This is a genomic window from Bacteroidetes bacterium GWF2_43_63 (assembly GCA_001769275.1).
Classification (GTDB): domain Bacteria; phylum Bacteroidota; class Bacteroidia; order Bacteroidales; family DTU049; genus GWF2-43-63.
Genome location: MEOQ01000010.1, coordinates 15708 through 37925, shown reverse-complemented (window position 1 = coordinate 37925; position 22218 = coordinate 15708). Strand labels below are relative to the sequence as shown.

13 protein-coding genes are annotated in these 22218 nt (G+C 43.6%); 6 read left to right on the top strand and 7 right to left on the bottom strand.

The window, feature by feature from the left end; genetic code table 11:
- Positions 1 to 378: 378 nt before the first annotated feature.
- Positions 379 to 2547 (top strand): hypothetical protein, encoded by a 2169-nt coding sequence (locus A2W93_05840; protein OFY55941.1) that lies wholly within the window; start codon positions 379 to 381, stop codon positions 2545 to 2547.
- Between the two features lie 331 nt (positions 2548 to 2878).
- Positions 2879 to 3166: a hypothetical protein gene (locus A2W93_05835; protein ID OFY55940.1), complete on the top strand. Its 288-nt coding sequence runs from the start codon at positions 2879 to 2881 to the stop codon at positions 3164 to 3166.
- Here the strand turns inward: A2W93_05835 and A2W93_05830 are convergent.
- The 6 genes from A2W93_05830 to A2W93_05805 form a co-directional block, all read right to left on the bottom strand.
- Positions 3163 to 4869 carry an acyl-CoA dehydrogenase gene (locus A2W93_05830; protein ID OFY55939.1) on the bottom strand — a complete coding sequence of 569 codons (1707 nt, stop codon included), beginning with the start codon at positions 4867 to 4869 and terminating at the stop codon, positions 3163 to 3165. The two genes, A2W93_05835 and A2W93_05830, sit on opposite strands and share 4 nt — an antisense overlap.
- Before the next feature lie 6 nt (positions 4870 to 4875).
- Positions 4876 to 5898 (bottom strand): electron transfer flavoprotein subunit alpha, encoded by a 1023-nt coding sequence (locus A2W93_05825; GenBank protein OFY55938.1) that lies wholly within the window; start codon positions 5896 to 5898, stop codon positions 4876 to 4878.
- 17 nt (positions 5899 to 5915) lie between these two features.
- Positions 5916 to 6788 (bottom strand): electron transfer flavoprotein subunit beta, encoded by an 873-nt coding sequence (locus A2W93_05820; GenBank protein ID OFY55937.1) that lies wholly within the window; start codon positions 6786 to 6788, stop codon positions 5916 to 5918.
- Positions 6789 to 7067: 279 nt separating this feature from the next.
- Positions 7068 to 7823, bottom strand: coding sequence for a hypothetical protein (locus A2W93_05815; GenBank protein OFY55936.1), 756 nt, complete (start codon positions 7821 to 7823; stop codon positions 7068 to 7070).
- A gap of 361 nt (positions 7824 to 8184) precedes the next feature.
- Complete coding sequence (locus A2W93_05810) at positions 8185 to 8505, bottom strand: hypothetical protein (GenBank protein ID OFY55935.1); 321 nt, start codon at positions 8503 to 8505, stop codon at positions 8185 to 8187.
- Positions 8506 to 8553: 48 nt separating this feature from the next.
- Positions 8554 to 9246, bottom strand: a complete 693-nt coding sequence (locus A2W93_05805; GenBank protein OFY55934.1) for a hypothetical protein — start codon at positions 9244 to 9246, stop codon at positions 8554 to 8556.
- 247 nt (positions 9247 to 9493) lie between these two features.
- Here A2W93_05805 and A2W93_05800 point away from each other — a divergent pair, with 247 nt between their 5' ends.
- From A2W93_05800 to A2W93_05785, 4 genes are all read left to right on the top strand, one after another.
- Positions 9494 to 10036 carry a hypothetical protein gene (locus tag A2W93_05800; protein OFY55933.1) on the top strand — a complete coding sequence of 181 codons (543 nt, stop codon included), beginning with the start codon at positions 9494 to 9496 and terminating at the stop codon, positions 10034 to 10036.
- A 113-nt stretch (positions 10037 to 10149) separates the two neighbouring features.
- Positions 10150 to 10614, top strand: coding sequence for a hypothetical protein (locus A2W93_05795; protein ID OFY55932.1), 465 nt, complete (start codon positions 10150 to 10152; stop codon positions 10612 to 10614).
- 635 nt (positions 10615 to 11249) lie between these two features.
- Positions 11250 to 12476, top strand: coding sequence for a citrate lyase ACP (locus tag A2W93_05790; protein ID OFY55931.1), 1227 nt, complete (start codon positions 11250 to 11252; stop codon positions 12474 to 12476).
- Between the two features lie 2 nt (positions 12477 to 12478).
- Entirely contained in the window at positions 12479 to 14041 is a 1563-nt protein-coding gene (locus tag A2W93_05785; GenBank protein ID OFY55930.1) for a citrate lyase subunit alpha, read from the top strand.
- 717 nt (positions 14042 to 14758) lie between these two features.
- Here the strand turns inward: A2W93_05785 and A2W93_05780 are convergent.
- Entirely contained in the window at positions 14759 to 22099 is a 7341-nt protein-coding gene (locus A2W93_05780; GenBank protein ID OFY55929.1) for a hypothetical protein, read from the bottom strand.
- Positions 22100 to 22218: the final 119 nt, after the last annotated feature.

The following is a 22218-nucleotide window of genomic DNA, read 5'->3' as shown; positions in this document are numbered from 1 at the left end:
GAATAATAAACAGACCTTGCTGACGTGGAATCGTCAGGGAGAGAGCCTTTACAGCACCCAACGATTCCGGGACCGCTCCTATTCGCATCGAATGTCGGGCGGACGCCAGAATGTTGGGTGCCTCTGACATTTTAGCGTCAGTTTGAAAAGGTTAACTACTTAGCATTACTGACCTGGAATCGTCAGGGGATGCGAGCCGGCAGCACCACCGAAATTTTGGAGGCCAAGGCTTTTGCCTCATGCGTTGTGCTCTGCGCATCATGCCCTATGCCCTATGCCGTAAGCTATGCGCCTGTTTGCAGACATTTTCTGCCGGTTTGTATGGACGATTTCGAAGGGTTGGGTTTTTTATTTACTTTTGAATAAATATTTATTGCCATGAAACTATTCTCACGCCTGCTCATTGCTTTTGTTTTTGTATCAGCTTTGACACCTGCCGTAGTTGCGCAGAAACAGGTCGCTCTGACCGATATCTGGGTCAATTATGTTTTCTATCCGAAATCTATTTATGATATTCAGAATTATCCGATAGATCAGAGTTACACGGTGCTTGAAAACAATAATATCAACCTGTACAATTACAAGTCAGGAAAAATGGACAAGACCATTATTGGTCTCGATAATCCTAAACTCAAGGAATTGAGCGGGATTGATGAATATTCTTTCAATTCTGACGCTACGCTTTTACTCATCGGAGCCAATACCGAAGCCATTTATCGCCACAGTGTGAAAGGCGATTACTATGTATATAATTTTAAAAGCGAGTCGCTGACAAAGATTCCCGGTGAAGGCAATGTGCGTCTGCCAGACTTCAGCCCTGACGGGAAAAAAGTGGCCTATGTGCGCGACAACAATTTGTATGTTTATGATATGACTGCCGGAAAAGAAACTGCCATATCAACCGATGGTGAAATGAATAAAATAATTTATGGCACCATGGATTGGGTATATGAGGAGGAATTCGGCATCACCAAAGGCTTTGAGTGGTCCCCTGACGGGAAACACATTGCTTATTACCGCATGGATGAATCGAAGGTAAAAGAATTTACACTCACATTTCATGGCGAATTGTATCCCGAAGAATACAAATACAAATATCCAAAAGCAGGCGAAGATAATTCACTGGTGGATATTTTCGTGTATGATGTGGCTGCCGGAAAATCGGTAAAAATGGATGCCGGCACAGAAACAGATCAGTACATCCCGCGAATTTACTGGACTTATCAGCCGGGCAAGTTGGTAATGTTTCGCATGAATCGTTTGCAGAATCATCTCGATTTGTTGCTGGCTGATGCAGCATCAGGCTCATCCAGCGTGCTGCTGGCCGAAGACAACAAATACTATGTGGATATTTTCGACAACACAAAATTTCTGAAAGATGGCAGCGGATTTATTTTCACTTCTGAAAAAAGCGGATATAATCACATCTACTATTATGGCATGGATGGAAAACTGAAAAAGCAGTTGACATCTGGAGACTGGGATATAGCTGAGGTTTCAGGCATCGACGAAAAAAATAAAGTGGTGTATTATGTTTCTTTCGAAGACGGCCCGATGAATAAAATGCTGTATTCAGTGTCGTTCGACGGATCAAAAAAGAAAATATCATCAGACCTCGGGTCGCACAGTGTGACCTTCAGCAGCGACTTTGCATACTACATTGATAATTGGTCCGATGCGAACACAGCGCCGAAATATACCATCCGTGATAACAGAGGCAAGGAACAACTCGTGCTTGAAGACAATGCCAATCTGAATTCAAAAATGAAGGAATATGGTTTTTCGAATGAAGAATTTTTCACTTTCAAAACCTCTGAAAACGTTGAGCTCAATGGCTGGATGATAAAGCCGGCCAATATGGAAAAAGGAAAAAAATATCCTGTGTTTATGTACATGTATGGCGGCCCCGGTGTGAATACCGTTGAAAATAGTTTTGGTTATTTCGATTTCGCATGGTTTCAGATGCTGGCACAGAAGGGCTACATCGTTGTCTCCGTCGATAATCGCGGCACTGGTGGTCGTGGCGAAGAATTTAAAAAATGCACCTACATGCAGCTTGGTAAACACGAAGTGGCCGATCAGATTGAAGCAGCAAAATATCTTGGAACGCTCGATTTCGTTGACAAGAGCCGCATTGGCGCGTTTGGCTGGAGTTTCGGCGGATATCTTTCAACGCTCTGTATGACCAAAGGAAATGAATATTTCAAAACAGGAATTGCGGTTGCTCCGGTGACCAACTGGCGCTACTACGACAACATCTACACCGAGCGTTTCATGCGCACTCCGCAGGAAAATGCCGAAGGATACGATAGCAATTCCCCCATTAATTTTGTGAAGAAACTCAAAGGGAAATATTTGCTTGTGCATGGTACCACTGACGACAATGTGCATGTGCAGAACAGCATGGATCTGGTTTCAGCGCTTGTGAATGCCAATCGCGAATTCGACATGTTTTTATATCCGAACAAGAACCACGGCATCTATGGCGGCTACACGCGCTTTCATTTGTATAACAAGATGACGAATTTTATTCTTGAAAATCTGTAGAATATTGAACAAGGAACAAGGAAATTTGAAGTGAGAAGTAAGTTTGAAGTGAATTTACTTCAATATTCTCACTTCCTTGTTCAGTGTTCAGAGTTCGTGTGACTTTTCTTCTGTTGATTTTCGCTGCCGACGCTTCGACGGAGTTTATCCCGCTGCCGACATTTCGACGGAGTTTATCCTGCTACGACACTTCGACTCCGCTCAGTGTGACAGCAGGCAGGGCTCAATTTGACAGCGGCGGGTCTCAGCGTGACAGCAGCTTTTTTGTCATTTTTTATTTAGGTTGCAAAACGCGCATCGCTGGATGTCTCAGGATGACAGCAGGTAGAAGTTGGGCGAAGTCTTTAATGAAAAATCTGTTGGGTTGAGTCTCCAGACTCAACCCGGCAAAAATATTTTTGAAGACTTCGCCAAACCTTCTCTTGTGCTGCAGACAGCCATGTCACGGAAAACATATCTGCGCCATGGTGTTTCTCCAACGCACTCAGGTCGCTTGCAGCGACGCAGAGAGGTTGGAGAAGGCATTCTACTCCTTGCTTTGTGTCTTTGTGGCAGCACAAAAAAAAGCCGGAACAAATCCGGCTTTTATATTGGCAGTAATATTTCAAAAAATAATTAATCGATGTTGTAAGAGCTCAGGTCTTCTTCGTCGGTGTGCGAGATGTAGTGCGCAGCAGCGATGTTATGCGAGCGGCCGTAGCGTACGTAAATATCGGCTGATTTCGCAAACATATCTTCTTTGTTGGCATCGTGAACAAGCAGGTATCCGGAAATGATGTGACCTGCCATTTCAACCAGACGACGTGCGTGGAAATCAAGAAGCTCTGCATGATTTTTTTCCTTGATCTTGTCAACAGTCTTGACAAACTGATCCTGCATCTTGGCAAGAATATCCATCAGATATTTCAGCTCGGGTTTCACTGCAATGCGTGCTTTGTCTTCCATAAGACTCTGGAATGCTCCGTTGATGACGCCTTTGACGGCAGCAACCACCTGCAGCTGTGAAGTACCTTCGTATATATTCGTGATTCGCGCATCGCGATAATAGCGTTCCACCGGATAGTCTTTCATATAGCCAGAGCCACCGAGAACCTGAATGGCGTCGTAGGCCACCTGATTGCTGTATTCAGTTGTGAATAGTTTTGTGAGCGGGGTCATGATGTCGGAAAGCCGCTGATAATGCTTCAATTCGTTGCGCTCGTCGTTGTCGAGTTTTTCCTCGAGCGATTTAAATGACAGGCCTTTATAAATATCAACATAGCGACTGGTCTCGTACAACAATGCCCGTGAAGAATCAATCTTAGCGCGCATCATGGCCAGCATTTCGTAAACCGGAGCAAATTCAATGATGGCTTTTCCGAACTGTTCTCTTTCTTTGGCATAAGCGTATGCCGCACGGTAAGCGGCTTCGGAGATTCCTGTGCCCTGAGCGGCAACACCCAGACGAGCTGCGTTCATGAGCGACATCACATATTTGAGCAGACCCATGCGGCGTTCGCCAACCAGCTGTGCAGGCGCGTGCTTAAACACGAGTTCGCAGGTGGGGGAGCCCTTGATACCTAATTTATTTTCGAGGCGGCGGATAATCACTTTGTTTTCTCTCCGGTCGTACACAAACAATGAAATACCGCGGGCGTCTTTGGTTCCTTCTTCGGAGCGGGCCATGACAAGCGCAATGTCGGCATCGCCGTTGGTGATGAAACGTTTCACGCCATCCAGATACCAGCAATTGTCTTTTTCGCTGAAAGTGGCTTTAAGCTGAACAGCCTGAAGGTCGCTTCCTGCATCAGGTTCGGTAAGATCCATGGCTGCGGTTTTTCCTTCGCAAAACATGGGCAGAAATTTCTGTTTTATTTCCTCGCTCGCAAATTCGTGAAGAGTATCGGCACAGTCCTGCAAACCCCAGATGTTGCTGAAACTGGCGTCGGCACGGGCAACAATTTCGTTGCTCATAACAATCGGCAGAATCGGGAAATTCAGACCTTTGTATTTTCTCGGGATCGCCATACCAACCACCTGTGCATCGGATAAAGCTTTCAGATTCTGCGCTGTGCCTTTTGCATAAATCACTTCATTGTTTTCAATGTGCGGACCTTCGTGATCTACTTCTTCGGCATTGGGAGCCATGATTTCGCCTGCAATTTCGCCCATGATTTCAAGGACTTTTTCATAGTTATCCATGGCATCCTCGAAATCCTGAGGAGCATAATCATACTCGTCTTTTTCAGCAAAATTATTTTCCTTGATCCTGACGATCTTTTCCATCAGCGGGTTAAACAAATGGAAATGGAGCGCTTTGTTGTCGTTATAATAGTTTTCCATAGAGTCTTATTTGGAATTGGACCTGTAATATTTTATCATTCTTGGCAGAACGTCCGAAATGTCAGCGTTAATAACATAGTCAGCTACATTATTAATGGGCGCATTTGGATCGTTGTTGATGGAAATGATGGTTGCAGATTCGGTCATGCCAGCGCGATGCTGCACTGCTCCAGAGATTCCGCATGCAATGTAGAGCTTCGGACGAACGGTGACACCGGTTTGCCCAATCTGACGTTCGTGTTCCACGTAGCCCGCATCTACTGCGGCTCTTGAGGCACCTACTTCGCCACCCAGCGCTTCGGCCAGTTCGAACAGCATTTTGAAATTGTCTTTTGAACCAACTCCGTAACCGCCGGCCACAATTATGTTGGCGTTTTTGATGTTTATTTTCTGAGCTTCGATGTGGCGCTCAATAATTTCAACCGCATACAGTTCGGACGAAACCATTTTGTTTACATCCACATTCTTAATGCTGATGGTGCCTGCGTTTGCCACTGTTTCTTTTTTCATCACGCCTTCGCGGACCGTTGCCATTTGCGGACGGGTCTCAGGATTGATGATGGTTGCAATGATATTTCCGCCGAAAGCCGGGCGAATCTGATAGAGCAGATTTTTGTATTCCTTGCCGGATTTGGCTTCGCTGTGATCGCCGATTTCGAGCGATGTGCAGTCAGCTGTCAAACCGCAGCGCAGTTCCGAAGCCACACGGGGAGCCAGATCGCGGCCAACCGATGTAGCACCGAACAATGCAATCTCAGGTTTTTCCTGATTGAATATGCCGCAAACGATGGCTGCGTGAGGCATGGTAGTGTAAGGGGTCAGGCGCTTGTCTTTTGCCAAATGCAAAACATCTACACCAAAAGGTGAAAGCTGTGATGCGATTTCTTCGCCAACATTGCCAATGACAACCGCTTCGAGTTTAACACCAAGGTCATTGGCCAGCTTGCGGCCTTTCGAACACAATTCGAGGCTGACATCAGCCACGGTGTTTTCCTCGGTCAATTCACAATATATAAATACGTTGTTCACGATTCTTCTGATTTTAATTATCCAATAATATGAGCATCGATGAGGGTTTTCATCAGATGATTCACGTCTTCGTCGGTTCCATTCATTTTGAGAGACTCCTTGGCAGTGAAAACCACATTCTCGATTTTCTTCACCTTGGTGGGTGAACCGCTGAGCCCGAGCCATGTTGTGTCGGCCTGGATGTCATCGACACTCCATTCCTGAATGCTCAGGTACGGACATTTGTCGAACAGGTTGGTGTAATCGAGCGACTGTTCCTGTAATTCGGTGACGGTGCGAGCTTTTTTGAATTTCATAAGCCGGCGGGCATTGCGGGTGCGACAGGCCGGAGCCGATCCGTGAACCGTAATTACCGCAGGATACTGTGTTTTTACTATCTCGATTCCTCTTTCGAGGCGGCGTTTGATGGTAATAGAGGTTGAATCTACGGCCACAACTTCTTCGGCATAGGTAATCTGAGGAAATTTCAATTTCTCGGCTACCTGCGGGCCAACCTGAGCGGTGTCTCCATCAATGGCCTGGCGGCCAGCGATGACGAGGTTCACCGGGAACAGCTTGCGCACTGCCATCGAGATAGCATACGAAGTTGCGAGGGTGTCGCTGCCGGCAAAGCGTCGGTCAGTAATTAAAATGCCACGGTCAGCGCCGCGGAACATGCTTTCCCTGATGATGTCGGCAGCACGGGGTGGCCCCATCGTCACAATGACCACTTCGCAGTCGGCCATCTGATCTTTGATGCGGAGTGCCATCTCCAGTGCGTTTAAATCCTCAGGGTTGAATATTGCAGGCAGGGCTGCACGGTTCACCGTGCCATCAGCCTTCATGGCATCCTTACCCACATTGCGGGTGTCAGGTACCTGTTTTGCCATTACTACGATCCGAAAACTCATGTTATTGATTTTTGTCAATTTTAGGACTGCAAAATTAATCATATTTACAATTATGGATGTTAATAATCGTTAATCGGCTAATATAATTGTGTAGAAATTTTGCTTCTCTAAGTAAAGCAGTTGATTGTGCGTGGATTAAGAATTGAATATGATATTTTGTAGCAGCTAGGGAACTGACAATACTTGACTTTTCGATCCCTTAACTTTTTTATAATGGTTCATAAATAATCAAAGTTGCATGATACTATCTGAGAACAGCGCATCATTTTTAGACAGACTTTACTTTGTAAACTCCCATACGCCTTCATAGTTATTCCCGGAGTCTTCTGTTTTTGTAAGCGTGACTTTTTGTTTCATGTCGAATCGTAAAGGATTTTTCGACGTCACTGTACCAACCATTTCAATACGCTCCTCGCAAGGCCACATGTCCAATGCAGTTGCTGTAGGACAAACATAATTGTAATATGTAAATGACAATGTTGTGCCATCGAACATTACCGGAACGGTCTGTCCGTAAGATTGAGCCGAACTGGCGCAGTTAATATCCACAAATATTTCATCTGCTTTTAAATAGAAATCTGCAGGATAACACATTCCTCCCCTGAAGCTACCGATCACAGATTTTTTCCCGTTTACAATCAAATCGATCATCATTTGCTTATCGCTTGTTTTCTCTTTTTTAAATTCGATTTTATAAATCTGGCTTTGCACCTGACTCGCATTTGGTGCCTGCGGAGCCAGTTCGAGATATTTTTTTAAATGAGATATGGCGTCATCATATTTCCCGATTTTGTCCTGAAACATTCCCAGATCATAATGCGGGTCTGCCCAGGCTGGTGCCAGTTGTATGGCTGTTTCAAATTCCAGGACAACGTCAGCATAGTCGACTTCACTCTCAATCATTTCGATGGCTGTCTGACCCCGAACGTAGTGTTTGCGGGCTTCTTCGGGTATTTCTTGTGAATAGCACGTGCCGGCAAGTTCAAACGATGCCAATAAAAACAGTATAACGGTGATTGTTCGGGTTGATTTCATAAATGAATTTGTTTACTTGTTTTTAAATGGGAAAAAGTCCAGTCGCAAATTGAATTCTGAGGCTGTCTCAAAATTATAAATCGTTACGATATTCCATCGTCCGCCGTATTTCGTAAGGATTAGCCCATGGCTGGCGGATATGGAATCGTCGTGGCAGCTTCAAAAACAACGATTCCATATCCTCATGCTTCTACGTCGCAGTCGGACGATGGAATATTGTTTTTGAAGAAGATATTGTTTTGAGACATACTTTGTACAAATATACCCTGATCGTTGCTGAAAATATTCAATAAAATTACACTTCATGTTGAATGAAACAGACGCCCGACATAAGGTCAGAATTATTTTAAAAACAGCAGCATCAGGCTTTCACATAGCTCCAGGTTACCTCAATATATGGGCACCAGTATGTTTCGGTTGATGTTTCTCCCGGATCGAGATACACATCTCCACTGATCCATTTGCCACTGGGTTGTTTGCTTTTCCAGGTTACTTTTACTTTGTAGGTGCAATTGTTGGTGAACTGATAACATTGAGCACCGGTGCAGTATTCGCTGCAGTCCTTCAAGGTAAGCACAACACATGTTTTGGCATCGGAAACGTCTTCCTGAGCTGACATTTTTAGCGGTGTCATGAATAAAATCATTGTAACCAGCAGAACGAAAAATGTAATGGGTTTCATAGTCGTGGGGTTGTTTTGTTGATTTATATTTATGCAGATTATGCCTGCTTATTTTTTACTGAATTTTGCGGTCAGTTTCTCAACTTTGGTTGATTGCGAATTCGGCATTATTGGCATCAACGTTTGTCGGTAGATGATTTCCTTTTTCGAAACAAATTCAATTTCATTGCTGATATTGTATGGGCATGATGGCGTGCATTGATCGGAATAAGTGGTGAATTTCAATATGGGGTCCGTGATGGTCAGATTAACGTCGACACTGAAAAATACACCTCCTTCATTTCCATACATTGTTCTTTTGAGTTGAACGGAATTGTCGCTTGTTTTTTCAAATTTAGCAGCTGTGAAATATGGCCAGTAGAGCTGATCGCCTGACTTTTCCCAACTGCTGAATCCTTCGCATAATATGGTTACGATAGACTCATTTGTAAGTGTTTGTTCTGCCAGAAATTCGAGCTCGTAAATTTTTTCCTGAGCTTCACTGGCTTTGGTATTGTCTTGCGTGAGCGAAATAAAAGTCTTTAGGGATGTAATCGCTTCTGTGTACTGTTTCGTTTTTTCATAAACCTTGCCCAGTTGCAAATGGGGCTCATCCCATTTTGGTGCTAAAGCTATGGCCTGATTGAATTCATCGATGGCCAGCACATAATCATTCGGCTGTTTCGCAATCTCAAACGCTGTTTTACCCCGGATTAAATGTTTCCGGGCCTCTTCAGGAATTTCCTGTGCTACTACATTCATAGTTGCTACAGAAAAAACAACTAAGAGAAAAATTAATCGAATACATTCTTTCATTTGGCGATAGTTTGTATTCGTAAATGTAACAAATATTTGATTGGGTTATTCCGCTGAAACTATAATAATTTGCTATTTGTATTCTTTTTAACAAAGATTTTGTCGCGCACAATATTGTTCAATTCTAAATTAGTTCCGAATAATATCTATTTTGTATTTTTGGTCAATCGGAACTTCTTTATTGAAGCAATAAATGGCAATGAATTTCAAAGTTATAATTGGATTATTATTTTTGCTCACTATGTCTGCATGCCAGTCACCGTGGCTGAGTCAGCAGTACAAACATCTGAACAAAATTGCTGTTTCTGCAAAATCCGAATCCGATACTGTCCGAAAGCACATTGAAAAATATTACAATGTTTTATCATCGCAGCAAAAAATCACACAGGTTCCAAACGCTGATTTTGCCCATGTTTCAAATGCTACGCAAATAAGACATTCCGAAAAACCGTCCTCTTTTTCCGCAATTAAATATATTGCTACAGAAGAATCCATGCGCCTTGTACAAAAGTTCCTTGTAGCAAATACTGATTATCGCAGCGATGGCAAAATGGCTGCGCATGATACAAAAATCTGGTGGTTGTGGGGTGTGCTGTTGTTTATTGCTGCCTTTATGCTGGCCGTTGCGCTTATCCGGTTGATTTCGAAATCGGATAGCGGCTGTCTGGTGATTGGTGCATGGATTCTGTTTTCCGTATTGCTTGCTTTTTTGCTAATCAAAATGATTATTAATTAGACATCCAGATAACCCGACTCGAACGCAAAAACATCGTCCTCATGAAAAAACATTTATTGAGAAATATTATCGTATTTCTACTTTTAGGAGTAGCTTTTTCATCATGCAATCAGATGTTTCTTCAACAGAAATTCAACTATTTGCGCAAAGTGGCTGTTTTGGCTCGCACCGAAACCGACTCAGTGATTGTGCACATAAGCAAGTACAATGAAATTCAAAATTCTGAACAGAAAGACTCTTTGAATGATCATCAAATTGGACTGTCAGAAAATTTGACAAGTTCTGAAAAATTGAAATCAGATTTGCCTGGTCCGATACAATTTACTTTAAGCGAAACAAAACGGATTATAATGCATGATCTCAAACCCCATTCACTCGGCCGGCAAAGCGATTCAAAGGCCTCGGCAGGCGGAATAAACGGATGGGTGCTGGGAGTACTTGTTTTCTTCGGATCATTATTGCTTTTTGCGCTTGTGATTTCGTGGGCCATTCAGGAACAAATGGGCTGCCTTGCCAGTGGATTGGCGGTGTTTGCGCTGCTTTTCGAAATCTGGCTTGTGATGTTTGTTTTGATGTAGCCGGATGCTGAGATGCCTACAGAGGATGACTCAAAATAGCTGTTTGTTAAGACATTCCACCGTTCCGGCCGGTTAACAATCCCTCGAAGGGTTCAAAACCCTTCGAGGGATACTATTCGGCCGGAATGGTGGAATGTTGTTTTTGCTCTGAAGTTTGAAGTTTGAGCCAGCCTCGGGCGTCACAATATTCCATCGTCCGCAGTAAAACGAAGGATATGGAATCGTTGCGACAATGAGAATAAGCCATGAGTCGGATGCTGAGACCTCTCACCAACTATTCCATGTTCTGAGTTGGGTGTAGTCTAATAGTTTTTTCTGCAGGGTTTAGTCTTCGAGACTAAACCCAACAAATCATTTTTTCAGACTACACCCATCGGTAGAACTATGGAATGTTGGTATTCCCGACATTTTAGCGCCAGCCAGTAAAGGGTGATAAAAGACTTGCTGACCTGGAATCGTCAGGGCACAAGCCAAAGCACCCAACGATTCCGTGTCCGCGCTGAATCGCAAATCATTGTCGGGCGGACGCCAAAATGTTGGGTGCGCAGCCGAAAAGGTAATAGCAATTTGTAACTATTCGAGGGGTTTTCCCGGATTTTTTGTAAGTTTGACCCCATAATTCAATACTACTCTATATGAAGAAAAATGTGGTTGTCTCATGCGGGAACGCTGGTCCCAAAGTCCGCTCTGACTGCCGGATTGAAATGCAGATTACTGACCAGGGAGGCATTCAGATCGAACTGAAAAGCAAGGTCAAAGTTCTGTACGGCAACGATATCATCCGTGTGACCATAGAAGTCGCCGGTTTTTATGGAATTGAAAACTGTCAGGTCTCCATCGAGGATTCCGGCGCAGTCACTCCGGTGCTGGCGGCCCGTCTCGAAGCGGCTATTCGTCAGCTGATCGACACCGAGAAAGAATATCTCCTGCCGGTTCTTCCACAAAATCAGTACGAGACTGAAAAGGAACGCAACCGGATTTCGCGTCTTTATCTGCCGGGCAATTCGCCGGCCATGTTCCTGAATGCCGGCATTCATCATCCCGATGGACTGATCCTCGATTTGGAAGATGCCGTTGCTCCGGATAAAAAATTCGAAGCGGCTTTTATGGTCCGTAACGCACTTCGCAACGTCAATTTCTACGGCGCCGAAAAAATGGTGCGTATCAATCAGATTCCACGCGGTCTCGACGATTTGAAATTTATTGTCAATCATGGCGTGAATCTCATTTTGATTCCAAAAATCGAAAGCGCTGAACAGATTCAGCTGGTGAACAAAAAAATCGCAGAGCTGGCAACAGACAAGAATCGCAACATCTGGCTCATGCCCATCATCGAAAGTGCTGATGGCGTTCTTCGGGCAAAGGAAATTGCTTCTGCCGCGCCCAATGTAGTGGCGCTTGCCATCGGGCTCGAGGATTTCACTGCCGATATGGGTGTGCAGCGCACACGCGAAGGAAACGAATCGCTCATGGCCCGCAATCTGCTCACACTGGCCTGCAAATCGGCCGGCGTTCAGGCCATCGACTCTGTTTTCAGCGATGTGGACGATATCGATGGACTGAAAAACACCATCCGCGTTTCGAAGTCACTCGGTTTTGTTGGAATGGGTTGTATTCATCCGCGCCAGATCAAGCCGATTCACGAGGCATATGGTCCCGATGAAGCTGAAATCACCAAAGCTAAAAAAATCGTACTTGCGTTTGATGACGCCACAGCCAAAGGCCTTGGTGTTGTTTCGCTCGGAAGTAAAATGATTGATCCGCCGGTGGTTAAACGCGCCATTCACACCATCGACATGGCTGTGAAACTCGGCAAACTGGCTGCTGACTGGAAAGAACAAATGTTAACTGAAAACGCTTAGTCATGAAAAAATGCGATAAATTCGTAGTAAACGCTATAGGACGTAAAGTCCCCACCGAAGTAAACGGACAGGAAATGGTTCCTTTCAAAGGCCTGCGCCAGCATCGTCCGACCGGACGCAAATATGCGCCACCGATTCCAACCTGCATCGATTATCCCGAAGACGGAAACAAAACCGTTTCTTCGCTCGCTGAAGCTCTGAAAAAATGCGGTCTCAAAGACGGTATGACCATCAGTACACATCACCATTTGCGCGATGGAGATTTAGTGAGCAATACCATTTTTGACATTGCGCATGAAATGGGCGTGAAAGACCTCGTATGGCTGCCTTCAGCATCATTTCCATGCAATGATCCTTTGATCAAATATCTCGAAGATGGCACCATCAACCGCATTGAAGGTTCTATGAATGGCCCGCTCGGGAAATTCACTACCAAAGGCGGCATGACCGGCTGCGCAGTGCTTCGCTCGCATGGTGGACGCGTTCAGGCCATTCAGGATGGTGAAGTTCATATCGATATTGCCGTTGTTGCGGCACCTATTGCCGATCCGTTTGGAAATGCCAATGCCCTCAGCGGAAAGTCTGCATGCGGTATTCTGGGCTATTCACTGGCCGATTATATGTATGCTGATAAAGTAATTATTGTCACAGATAATCTGATTCCTTTTCCATGTATGCCCATGCAGGTGCAGGGAAACTATGTTGACTATGTTGTAGTTGTCGATCAGATCGGTATTCCCGAAAAAATTGTTTCCGGAACCACGCAGGTAACGCGCAGTCCGGACCGTTTGCTGCTGGCAGAATGGACTGCACAGTTTTGCGATGAAGCAGGTTTGTTGCACGATGGTTGCGGCATGCAGGCGGGTGCAGGCGGAACATCGCTCGCAGTGGGTGTTTACATGGAAGAGATACTGAAATCGCGTGGCGAAAAGGCCCGCTTTGCTTTCGGTGGAAGTACCAAGTACATGGTGCAGATGCTCGAAAACGGAACACTTGATTATATTCTTGATGCGCAGGCTTTCGATCTCGAAGCAGTGCGTTCTGCGCGCGAAAACCCGAATCACATTGATTTATCGGTGCTGCAGGCCTACAACTATCACAGCAAAGGCAACTACACAACGATGACCGACATCATGATTCTCGGAGCAACAGAAATCGATGTAAATTTCAATGGTAATGTTGTTACGCACTCTGATGGTTTGCTGCTTCACGGTATTGGTGGCTGGCAGAACTGTCTGCATGCAAAGACCGTCATCATTCCCATTCCGCTGTTCCGCGACCGCATTCCGGTGTTGGTTGACGAAGTAACCACCATCTGCGGCCCTGGTGAAATGATTGATGTAATTGTGACTGAGCGCGGAATTGCAATCAATCCGAAACGCACCGACCTCATCGAAAAGATGAAGAACAGTAAGCTTCCGATCAAGACCATTCAGGAACTGAAAGCTGAAGCTGAGGCCATCTGCGGTAAGCCGGAGAAACCAAAACTCACCAACGAAGCTGTAGCCGTCATCAAATGGGTCGATGGGACCGTTATTGATACGGTTTGGAAGCTGGCGGAATAATTTGAACACCGAACAAGGAAATTAGAAGGAAGAAGGAAGTTTGAAGTAGAGATCCTTCAAAATTCTTACTTCCTTGTTCCTTGTTCAGAGTTCCAGCGACCCGGAATCTCCCCGAAAACCTTCGCAGCCGCTCCAGTTCTTTTGTCCACGGATGACACGGAAAGCACGGATTACAATGCCCGCAGCAGGTCTTTGGATTTAAGCGGATAAAATGTCTTGCAGCCTGCGACTGAAGCCATTCCCACGGATAATTGAAAAAGTGTTTTGTAGTCAATGATTATTACGCAGTAAAAATTGTTGACGTCCGAGTCATCGCGATGGGGCCGCTGAAACAAAAGTATTTCCGTGAACCGAAGTGCCTGAAAGGCACGAGCTCATGAGCACCGGAAATAGTACAAGAATGCGAATAAATCAGTGTAATCTGTGGACTCTGTATTACCTGACCCGGGATCTCCTGGAAACCTTCGCAGCCGCTCAAATCTCTTCGCAGCAAATGACATTCGGAGGATGTCGAACAATAATAGCGTCAGGCGACCTTGTCATCACGTGAAGCCGGATGTCTATGCGCAAAACAATATCCGATCCTGAAGGATTCGATTGTACACGAATTAAGTTTCGTCTTTTCTAAATTGAATAAAAAAGGGAGCAACACCGTGCTCCCTTCAAATTATGATTTTAAAAACTTTTCTGGCGCGGATTTTAAATCCGTGACAGATTTTATCTCATCACCGACAACCTTCTCGTCAGAACCACATCTTTGTATTCGAGGGTGTACACAAAGATGCCCTGACCGAGATTACTGAGATCGACGTTCACCGAATTCTTTCCGCTCTGGCCATCAATGGTAGTGGTCTGAATCAGCTCGCCCAAAGTGTTGCGCAATGTGAGCACACATTTGCCGGGGGCGGGGAGCGTGAAACTGATTTCGGTTTGTGTGGAGGCGGGGTTGGGGTGGATGTTGAGGTCCAGATTACTTTCCATTTCATTGATCTGAACCGTTGTTCCTGACGCAAGAATAAACGATAATGCGGACCCTGTCGGACTGTTCCATGTGCCATCAGAATTCAGACTTACAGCATTTGAAACTGTGGCTGTGGTATTGAAAGGCAATCCTGCAATGCTGTCGAACATCATTGTGATTGTAGCTGCGGAGCCATATCCGTTGAATCCGGTTCCGTCGGTTTTGGTGAATGCAAGCGAATATTCATTGGTGCCTGTGTTTTTCAGGAGCTTCAGTTGCGTTGCTGGTGCGGCCAGCAGTGCGGTCAGTGTAAAGTTGGCAATATGAACATTTGTGTTCACATTGAAATCAAATTTAATTCCGTGCAGATCCGTAAATGGATTTGCTGCATCGCTCAGCACGACTTCGATTTGGGTGGGTGTGTTCACCGTAATGGTATCGGGGAAAAGCAGCGAGACAGTTGGGGTTGCCTTTGGAAAGTTTGGTGTGATGCCGGTTTTGAATGTGTGTGTCAATCCGTAGTTTTGCGAAATGGCCATGGTGTCATTGTACAGCGTAATGCCATCGCCGTTGCAGTCGGCAAATTTCAGATCTAGGGCCGCACCGCTCATGTTGGCACCCCAATCGAACGAGGTCTGCGGAAGCCAATCAATGCTCACCGAATCGCGCGGAGAGCCGGGTACATTGTAATTCAATCCGAGCAGCAACAAATCGTTTCCGTCAACAAGCCCGTCGTTGCTGATGTCGCCGGGGTAGACAGGGGAGATTAATGGTGTAAATTCATCTGCACCAATGTCGGGGGTTACAAGATCGCGAAGCTCACCATCGATATCATCAGTCACCAACAATGGTGTTCCGGAATTATTACTGGCATATCCCGTAACGTGCAGGTCGGTTGGTGAAACAAACCCCGGATTAGCGTTTACCGAATTGCTGTCTTTCATCGCTGTTGCATTCCAATCGGACAAGGTGATGCAAGGTGTCGATCCATAATAGCATAGCGTATCTCCGTTGGTGTAAAGGACATTAAAATCTGAAATGGAATTGTTTGTTGTACAATGAATGGCATACCCGCCACCTGAATTTGCAAAGACATTGTTTTTTATTTCATTATAATAGCTGCTCGTTGAATAATATGACCTGCTGGATGAAATATTACTACTCATGCAGTGCACTGTATTATGGTATATGTTATAGTAGTCTGTTCCTGCAAGAGAAATTCCAAAGGCATTGGCAGAATCTCCAATGAAAACAAAATTATTAATTACATTCCCGTGCGACATTGAACTTCCAGTGCATGAGTTAAGAGATATGCCATATCCGTTTTGCTGAGAAATATGATTTTTACTGATAGTAGAGAAATTACAGGTATTAAAATAAACACCAAAATTTAAAGTTGATGTGGAATTCGTTGAAATTGTGTTATTGTTTATAGTGAGATTATTTTGATGATTTGCATTAATTCCAAAGCAAAGATATCCGGATATGATATTTCCTTCGATAACATTATTGTTTTCATTGCCGGGAGTTGGACCACGCATATAAATGCCCAGCGCGCCATTCAAAATTTGATTGTTTCTAATAACAATATTACTGTCTGCGCCAGAAAAGTCATTGATTATTGCAGACCTTTCCCAATATAACATTGAGCTGACCTGACTCTGAATAATATTTCCTTCAATCAGAATATTTGTTGCGCCGCCGCCTATCCGTACACAGTTGCTGAAAGATGTATCCAATGCCTGAATAGTCAGATTTTTCAATGCGATATGATTGACGCCTTCAAGATACACTACATAATTTTCACTGACATCGGCTGCATCGTGCAGAATGGTTACATCTGAAGCATTGCCTGTGGCAGATTGCAGTATGATGGGCGCATTGGGCCCCATTCCCGGTATTGGTGAAGTGAAATGCAACAAAGTGTCGTAAACGCCGGGAGCAATATTAAACACAGTGGTATCACTTACACCGCACGTGCTTAATCCTGTCACGATATCTGAAAAGTATTTGTAGTTGTTTCCCGCAGAGGCCTGGCTTGGATCAAGGGTATATACACCACCAAATATTGTTCTGCAGACATAATATACGATTGACAAGCTGTCGTTGAAAATGAAACTGTCAGCGTGGTCGTTGGGAAGTTTTGTCCATGCTTTGATTGTGTTATTTCCGACATTTGAAAAAGAAACGGTGTTAAGCAAGATATCGACAGATACTTCATCAGGCAGCAGTGTGCCTGTCCAGATGACCGATGGCTGCATGATTCCATTGACCGACCATTCTATTTCTGCTTTGACCAATGTGTCAGGACCAAAGTTTTTAATCTGCACTTTTGCATTATAAACAGAGTCTTGCATCAGATAAGATGTATCCTGAGGCGATAATATACTGACGACACCGGTATTATATGGGAACGGAATGAATTCATCTGCTCCGATATCAGGATTTGTCAGACTCCTGGCTTCATTGTCAATATCAGTAGTTACGCCAACCGGCGTACCGACACCATTTAAGGTGAAAGTTGAAATATGGAGATCTTCTGTTGAAGTAAAATATGGATTTTCATTTACTGAATTATTATCCATACCTGTTTGTGTACTCCATTCAGTGAAGTTGGAGAAAGTAAAGTACTCAATGGCACCAATAGTCTGGCCGGTAGTATATAAATTGTTGTAATCACTGGTTCCGCTTGTAATGCCATTTATAAAAATCACTTTACCATCTGCCGTATTGGACAATATATTATTCTTGAGTTCAAAATCGCTGCTGTTGTCAAATCTGATCGTTATGGATGTATTATTATTACCCCAGCAATGAATGCTGTTATGAAATACATTTTGATAATTTGAATAGTTCAGATGCAAGCCGATTGCATAAACTGAACCTCCTACAGAAATGAAGTTGTTCGAAATCTCACTTCTTGCAGATGCAGTTCCATCGCAATAATTAAAGTACAATCCCTTATTGAAGGGCTGGTTGATTTTGTTTTTACTGACAATGGAATTATCGCAATAGTTAAGCGATACAGAAACAGAAGATGGGAATGCTGAATTTGTTTTCAGGTTATTGCCGGAAAGAACAGCGTTTTTAAAACAGGATAAATAAATTCCACTATAATTATAATCGATAAACTGATTGTTCTCAACCGTGATGGTATTGGTCAGAGATGTGGATCCGATTCCTTCACTATAAATTCCGCAGGATCCGCGATTGAAAACATTGTTTCTGATTATTAGGCAACTGTCGTTTGTACCTGATAAATCGCGGATCAGAGCCATTTCGGCACTTGTGGAATTTGTTGCCTGACCTTCAAGGATATTGCCTTCAATCTCAATGAATCCGGCATTGTTCCCGATTCTGAAACAGTTTCCGTAGTTGGAGCCCAATGCACGCAGCGTCATGTTACGGAATGACAGGTGATGTGCTCCGTTGATTTCTATGATATAGTTCTTTATATCGGATATGGAATTTTGCTGCAATACCACATCTGTTGGGTTTCCGGAAGCAGATTGGAACGTGATGGGAGCTGTACTGCTCATTCCGGGAATTGTTTTCGGAAAAGTGAGCAAAGTGTCATAAATGCCGTTTGCAATATTGAAAACCGTTGTGTCATGCACCCCGCATTCATTCAATATATCAATCACTTCATCGAAATACTGATAGTTATTCCCGCCTGTCGGAAGGCCCGGATCAATGGTGTAATTGCCTGCGAAAACAAGTGAACAGATTGTGTATGTTTTTGACAGACTGTCATTGGCAACATACTCATCGGCTGAGTCATTGGGCAAACTTGTCCAAGCCTTGATAGTTGCCGTTCCCGGGCTGGGGAAAAACATATTGCCGATAGCAATACTGTCCGAAATTTCACCAGGGAGTACTAATCCGGTCCATAAAAATGGTGTTTGAAGAACATTGTTGACCGACCAATTAATGGTTACTTTATTCAGCGTGTCGATACCAAAATTCTTGATCCTGACTTTTGCAGAATAAATAGTGTCTTTTATGGGATAGGGTACTGAAAGTGGTTCGGATATTTCTACCACTCCTGCATTTTCATTATACAGCGTGTACTCATCGGCTCCCAGGTCGGGATGCACAGTGCTTCGGGGTTCACCATCGATATCAGTAGTTATCGATAATGGTGTTCCCAGATTGTCCATTGGAATACAATAGGTGTGCAGGTCGGTCAACGAAATAAATTCAGGATTCATGCTGACAGAATTACTGTCTCTGTGCGATTTGGTAATCCAGTCTGGCAAATCTATCGCTTTGACAGAGGTGTTGCCATACAATCCCAAATAAGTGCCGGTAGTATAAAGATTATTGAAGTCAGATTTATATGATGATGTGTCAGTGTAAATAGCATACCCCCCGCTGAAATTTGCCACTATATTGTTTTTTACATTGCAGCTTGTTCCATTGGAAACCTGAAATGCTCTTGAGTCTGTTGGGAATGTGCCTGTAACCAGAACACTGTTGTGATAAAAATTGTACATTGTACTATACAAGGAACCGATTCCTATGCATGGATAAATGCTTGAACCATTAATCAGTACAAAGTTATTGGAAACTTCACCATAATTGGAAAACATTCCATCGCAATAATACAAATGTATACCATAGCTCTTTGGTACACTTATCCGGTTATTGGTAATCTTGCTGTAATCGGTGTATGACAAACTGAGTCCACTTCCACCTGAATATTGAGTGTTTGTTGAGAGAACATTATTGCTGATTTTCATATAACTCTCGTTTTGGGTATAGACAGCAGAAGCATAGAAGTTTGTGAAAGTATTATCAAGGATTTTATTGTTGCTTTCAGGAAAAGTAGTGGACATGCCTTCAAGATATATTCCGAATGAAGCGTTGATGAAAGAATTGTTGCTGATGGTAATATAATTTTCATTTGTTGCTTTCAAGCTTCTTATCAATGCCCTGGAAGAATCCCAGGCGGTGACCGTCAATCCCTCAAACACATTGTTTTCGATTTTAATATCTCTGCTGCTGTTTCGTAAAAGAATGCAGGTGCTGTATAATGTACCAAGCGATTGAAAGGTGAGATTCCTGAAAGTTATGTATTTTGCCCCATTCAGATCAATAACATAATTGTTTGCATAGGAAGTAGGAATATTCCGCAAAACTACGTCTGCAGGGTTTCCCGTTGCTGATTGAAATATTAATGGATTAAAAGGATTTATTCCGGTAATTGTGTTTTGAAAGGTAAGCAATGTATCATAAATTCCGCTTGCAATGTTAAAGATGGTGGTGTCGGCAATACCACATGAATTTAGCCCTATCAGCACATCGGAAAAGCTTTGAAAGTTTGTCCCTGTTGTTGGTTGAGATGGATCAATGCTGTAGTTCCCGTCCAGTCCTCCGGGACAAACCAGAAATTGTTTTTTCAGGGTGTCGTTGCCGCCATTGGCATCCGGCACATCATTCGGTTGCATAGTCCACACTCCAATTGAATTTTTTCCAGGAATTGAAAACATGACTGAATCAACAAGAATATTACCGGAGATCATTCCGGGCAATAGTGTATCCAGCCAAACAAATTGAGGCTGCAGTACACCGTTTAGTTTCCATCCGATGACTGCTTTTGTGAGTGTATCAGTTCCAAAGTTTTTTATCTGTATTTTAAAACCGTTGTTTACATTAATGACAGGACCTGGTGAATTCGCAGGTTCAACAACAGCAACTACACCGGCATCGTCCGAAATAATAGAATATTCATCAGCACCAATATCGGGCGCTGTTGTGCTTCGGATTTCCCCGTCAATATCATCGGTGATCCCGACAGGAGTTCCCATATCCTGCGTGAGAAAATTGTAGGTGTGAAGATCCGATGAAGAAATAAAACCGGGGCCAACACTGACAGAGTTGCTGTCTTTCCCCGATGCCTGCACCCAGTCGGCAAGCGTTATGCAGTTTGTATAAGGATACCATCCGATATAGGATCCGGTTGTATACAGATTGTTGTAATCTGAAACAAAAGTCGAAGTAGCATTAGCATAGAAAGCAAATCCACCTCCTGAATTCGAAAATATATTGTTTTTCACAATCACATTAGTGGCCCCGGAAAGACCAAATGCAACTGAACTTGTGTTTGTATTGGCACAAAGCACACTGTTGTGAAAAACGTTATAGTAGGTCGATCCTTGCAAATTTAGCGCGGAACTGGCTGCCGTGGATTGACCGACTGAAATGAAATTGTTGGAAATCTCTCCTCTTAACAGAGTGTCTCCATTGCACGAATTAAGCAATATTGCCTTGAATCGCGGTGAAACAATGCGGTTTTTCAGTACTCTTGCATAATCAGAAGTAAGCAATTCAACAGCGGCGGTATTGCCAAAACCTGAATTGGTTGAAATATCGTTGTTGCAGATAAGAATACTGTTTTGATCTTTGGTGACAATGGCTGACTTATAAAAATTGGAAAAAGTATTTCCGTCAATCACATTATTTTTTCCAGGAGCTGAATTGCCATACATGTCAATCCCAATAGCTCCGTTTATAAAAACATTGTTCCGGATAACAATATTGGTGTCTTTTGAATAATCAAGAGTATGAAGCAAAGCCAGGTCTGCGCTTGTAAGTGTGGTTGCGGGTCCTATCAGCGATGAGCCTTCAATCAGAATGTTTTTGCAGTTGTTTCTTAAAGTAATGCATGTTGTGAAGTATGTGCCTATGGCACGAAATGTAATGTTTTTAAAAGAAACGAATTTTACTCCATTGAAGTCAACAACGTAATTATCGGTAGCAGATGTGGCCTTATGTTTCAGAATTACATCCGCCGCATTCCCCGTTGCAGACTGAAATGTTATAGGTGCTGTTGCTCCCATGCCCGGAATGGCAGATGAAAAAGTCAGCAACGTGTCATATACGCCGCTGGCAATATTGAAAACTGTTGTATCATTAACACCGATGGTATTCAGTACAGTTAATGCATCACCAAAATACTTAAAATTGTTTCCGGCGGTTGGCTGTGACGGATCAATGGTATAGATTCCCGACAACTGCGCACTGGCTGTCTGTGTTGAAAATGAAGTTATCATCAAAGCCGCGGTCACAGCCAAAAATGAATAAATTTTTATCATCGCCGTAATGGTTAATATTATCAAAGATAGAGTTTTAATTCACACGGATAAACTTTTTGAAATTTTTTTCCAATAGAAAAGGGAGCAACACCGTGCTCCCTTCTCATTTTTTTAGTTTT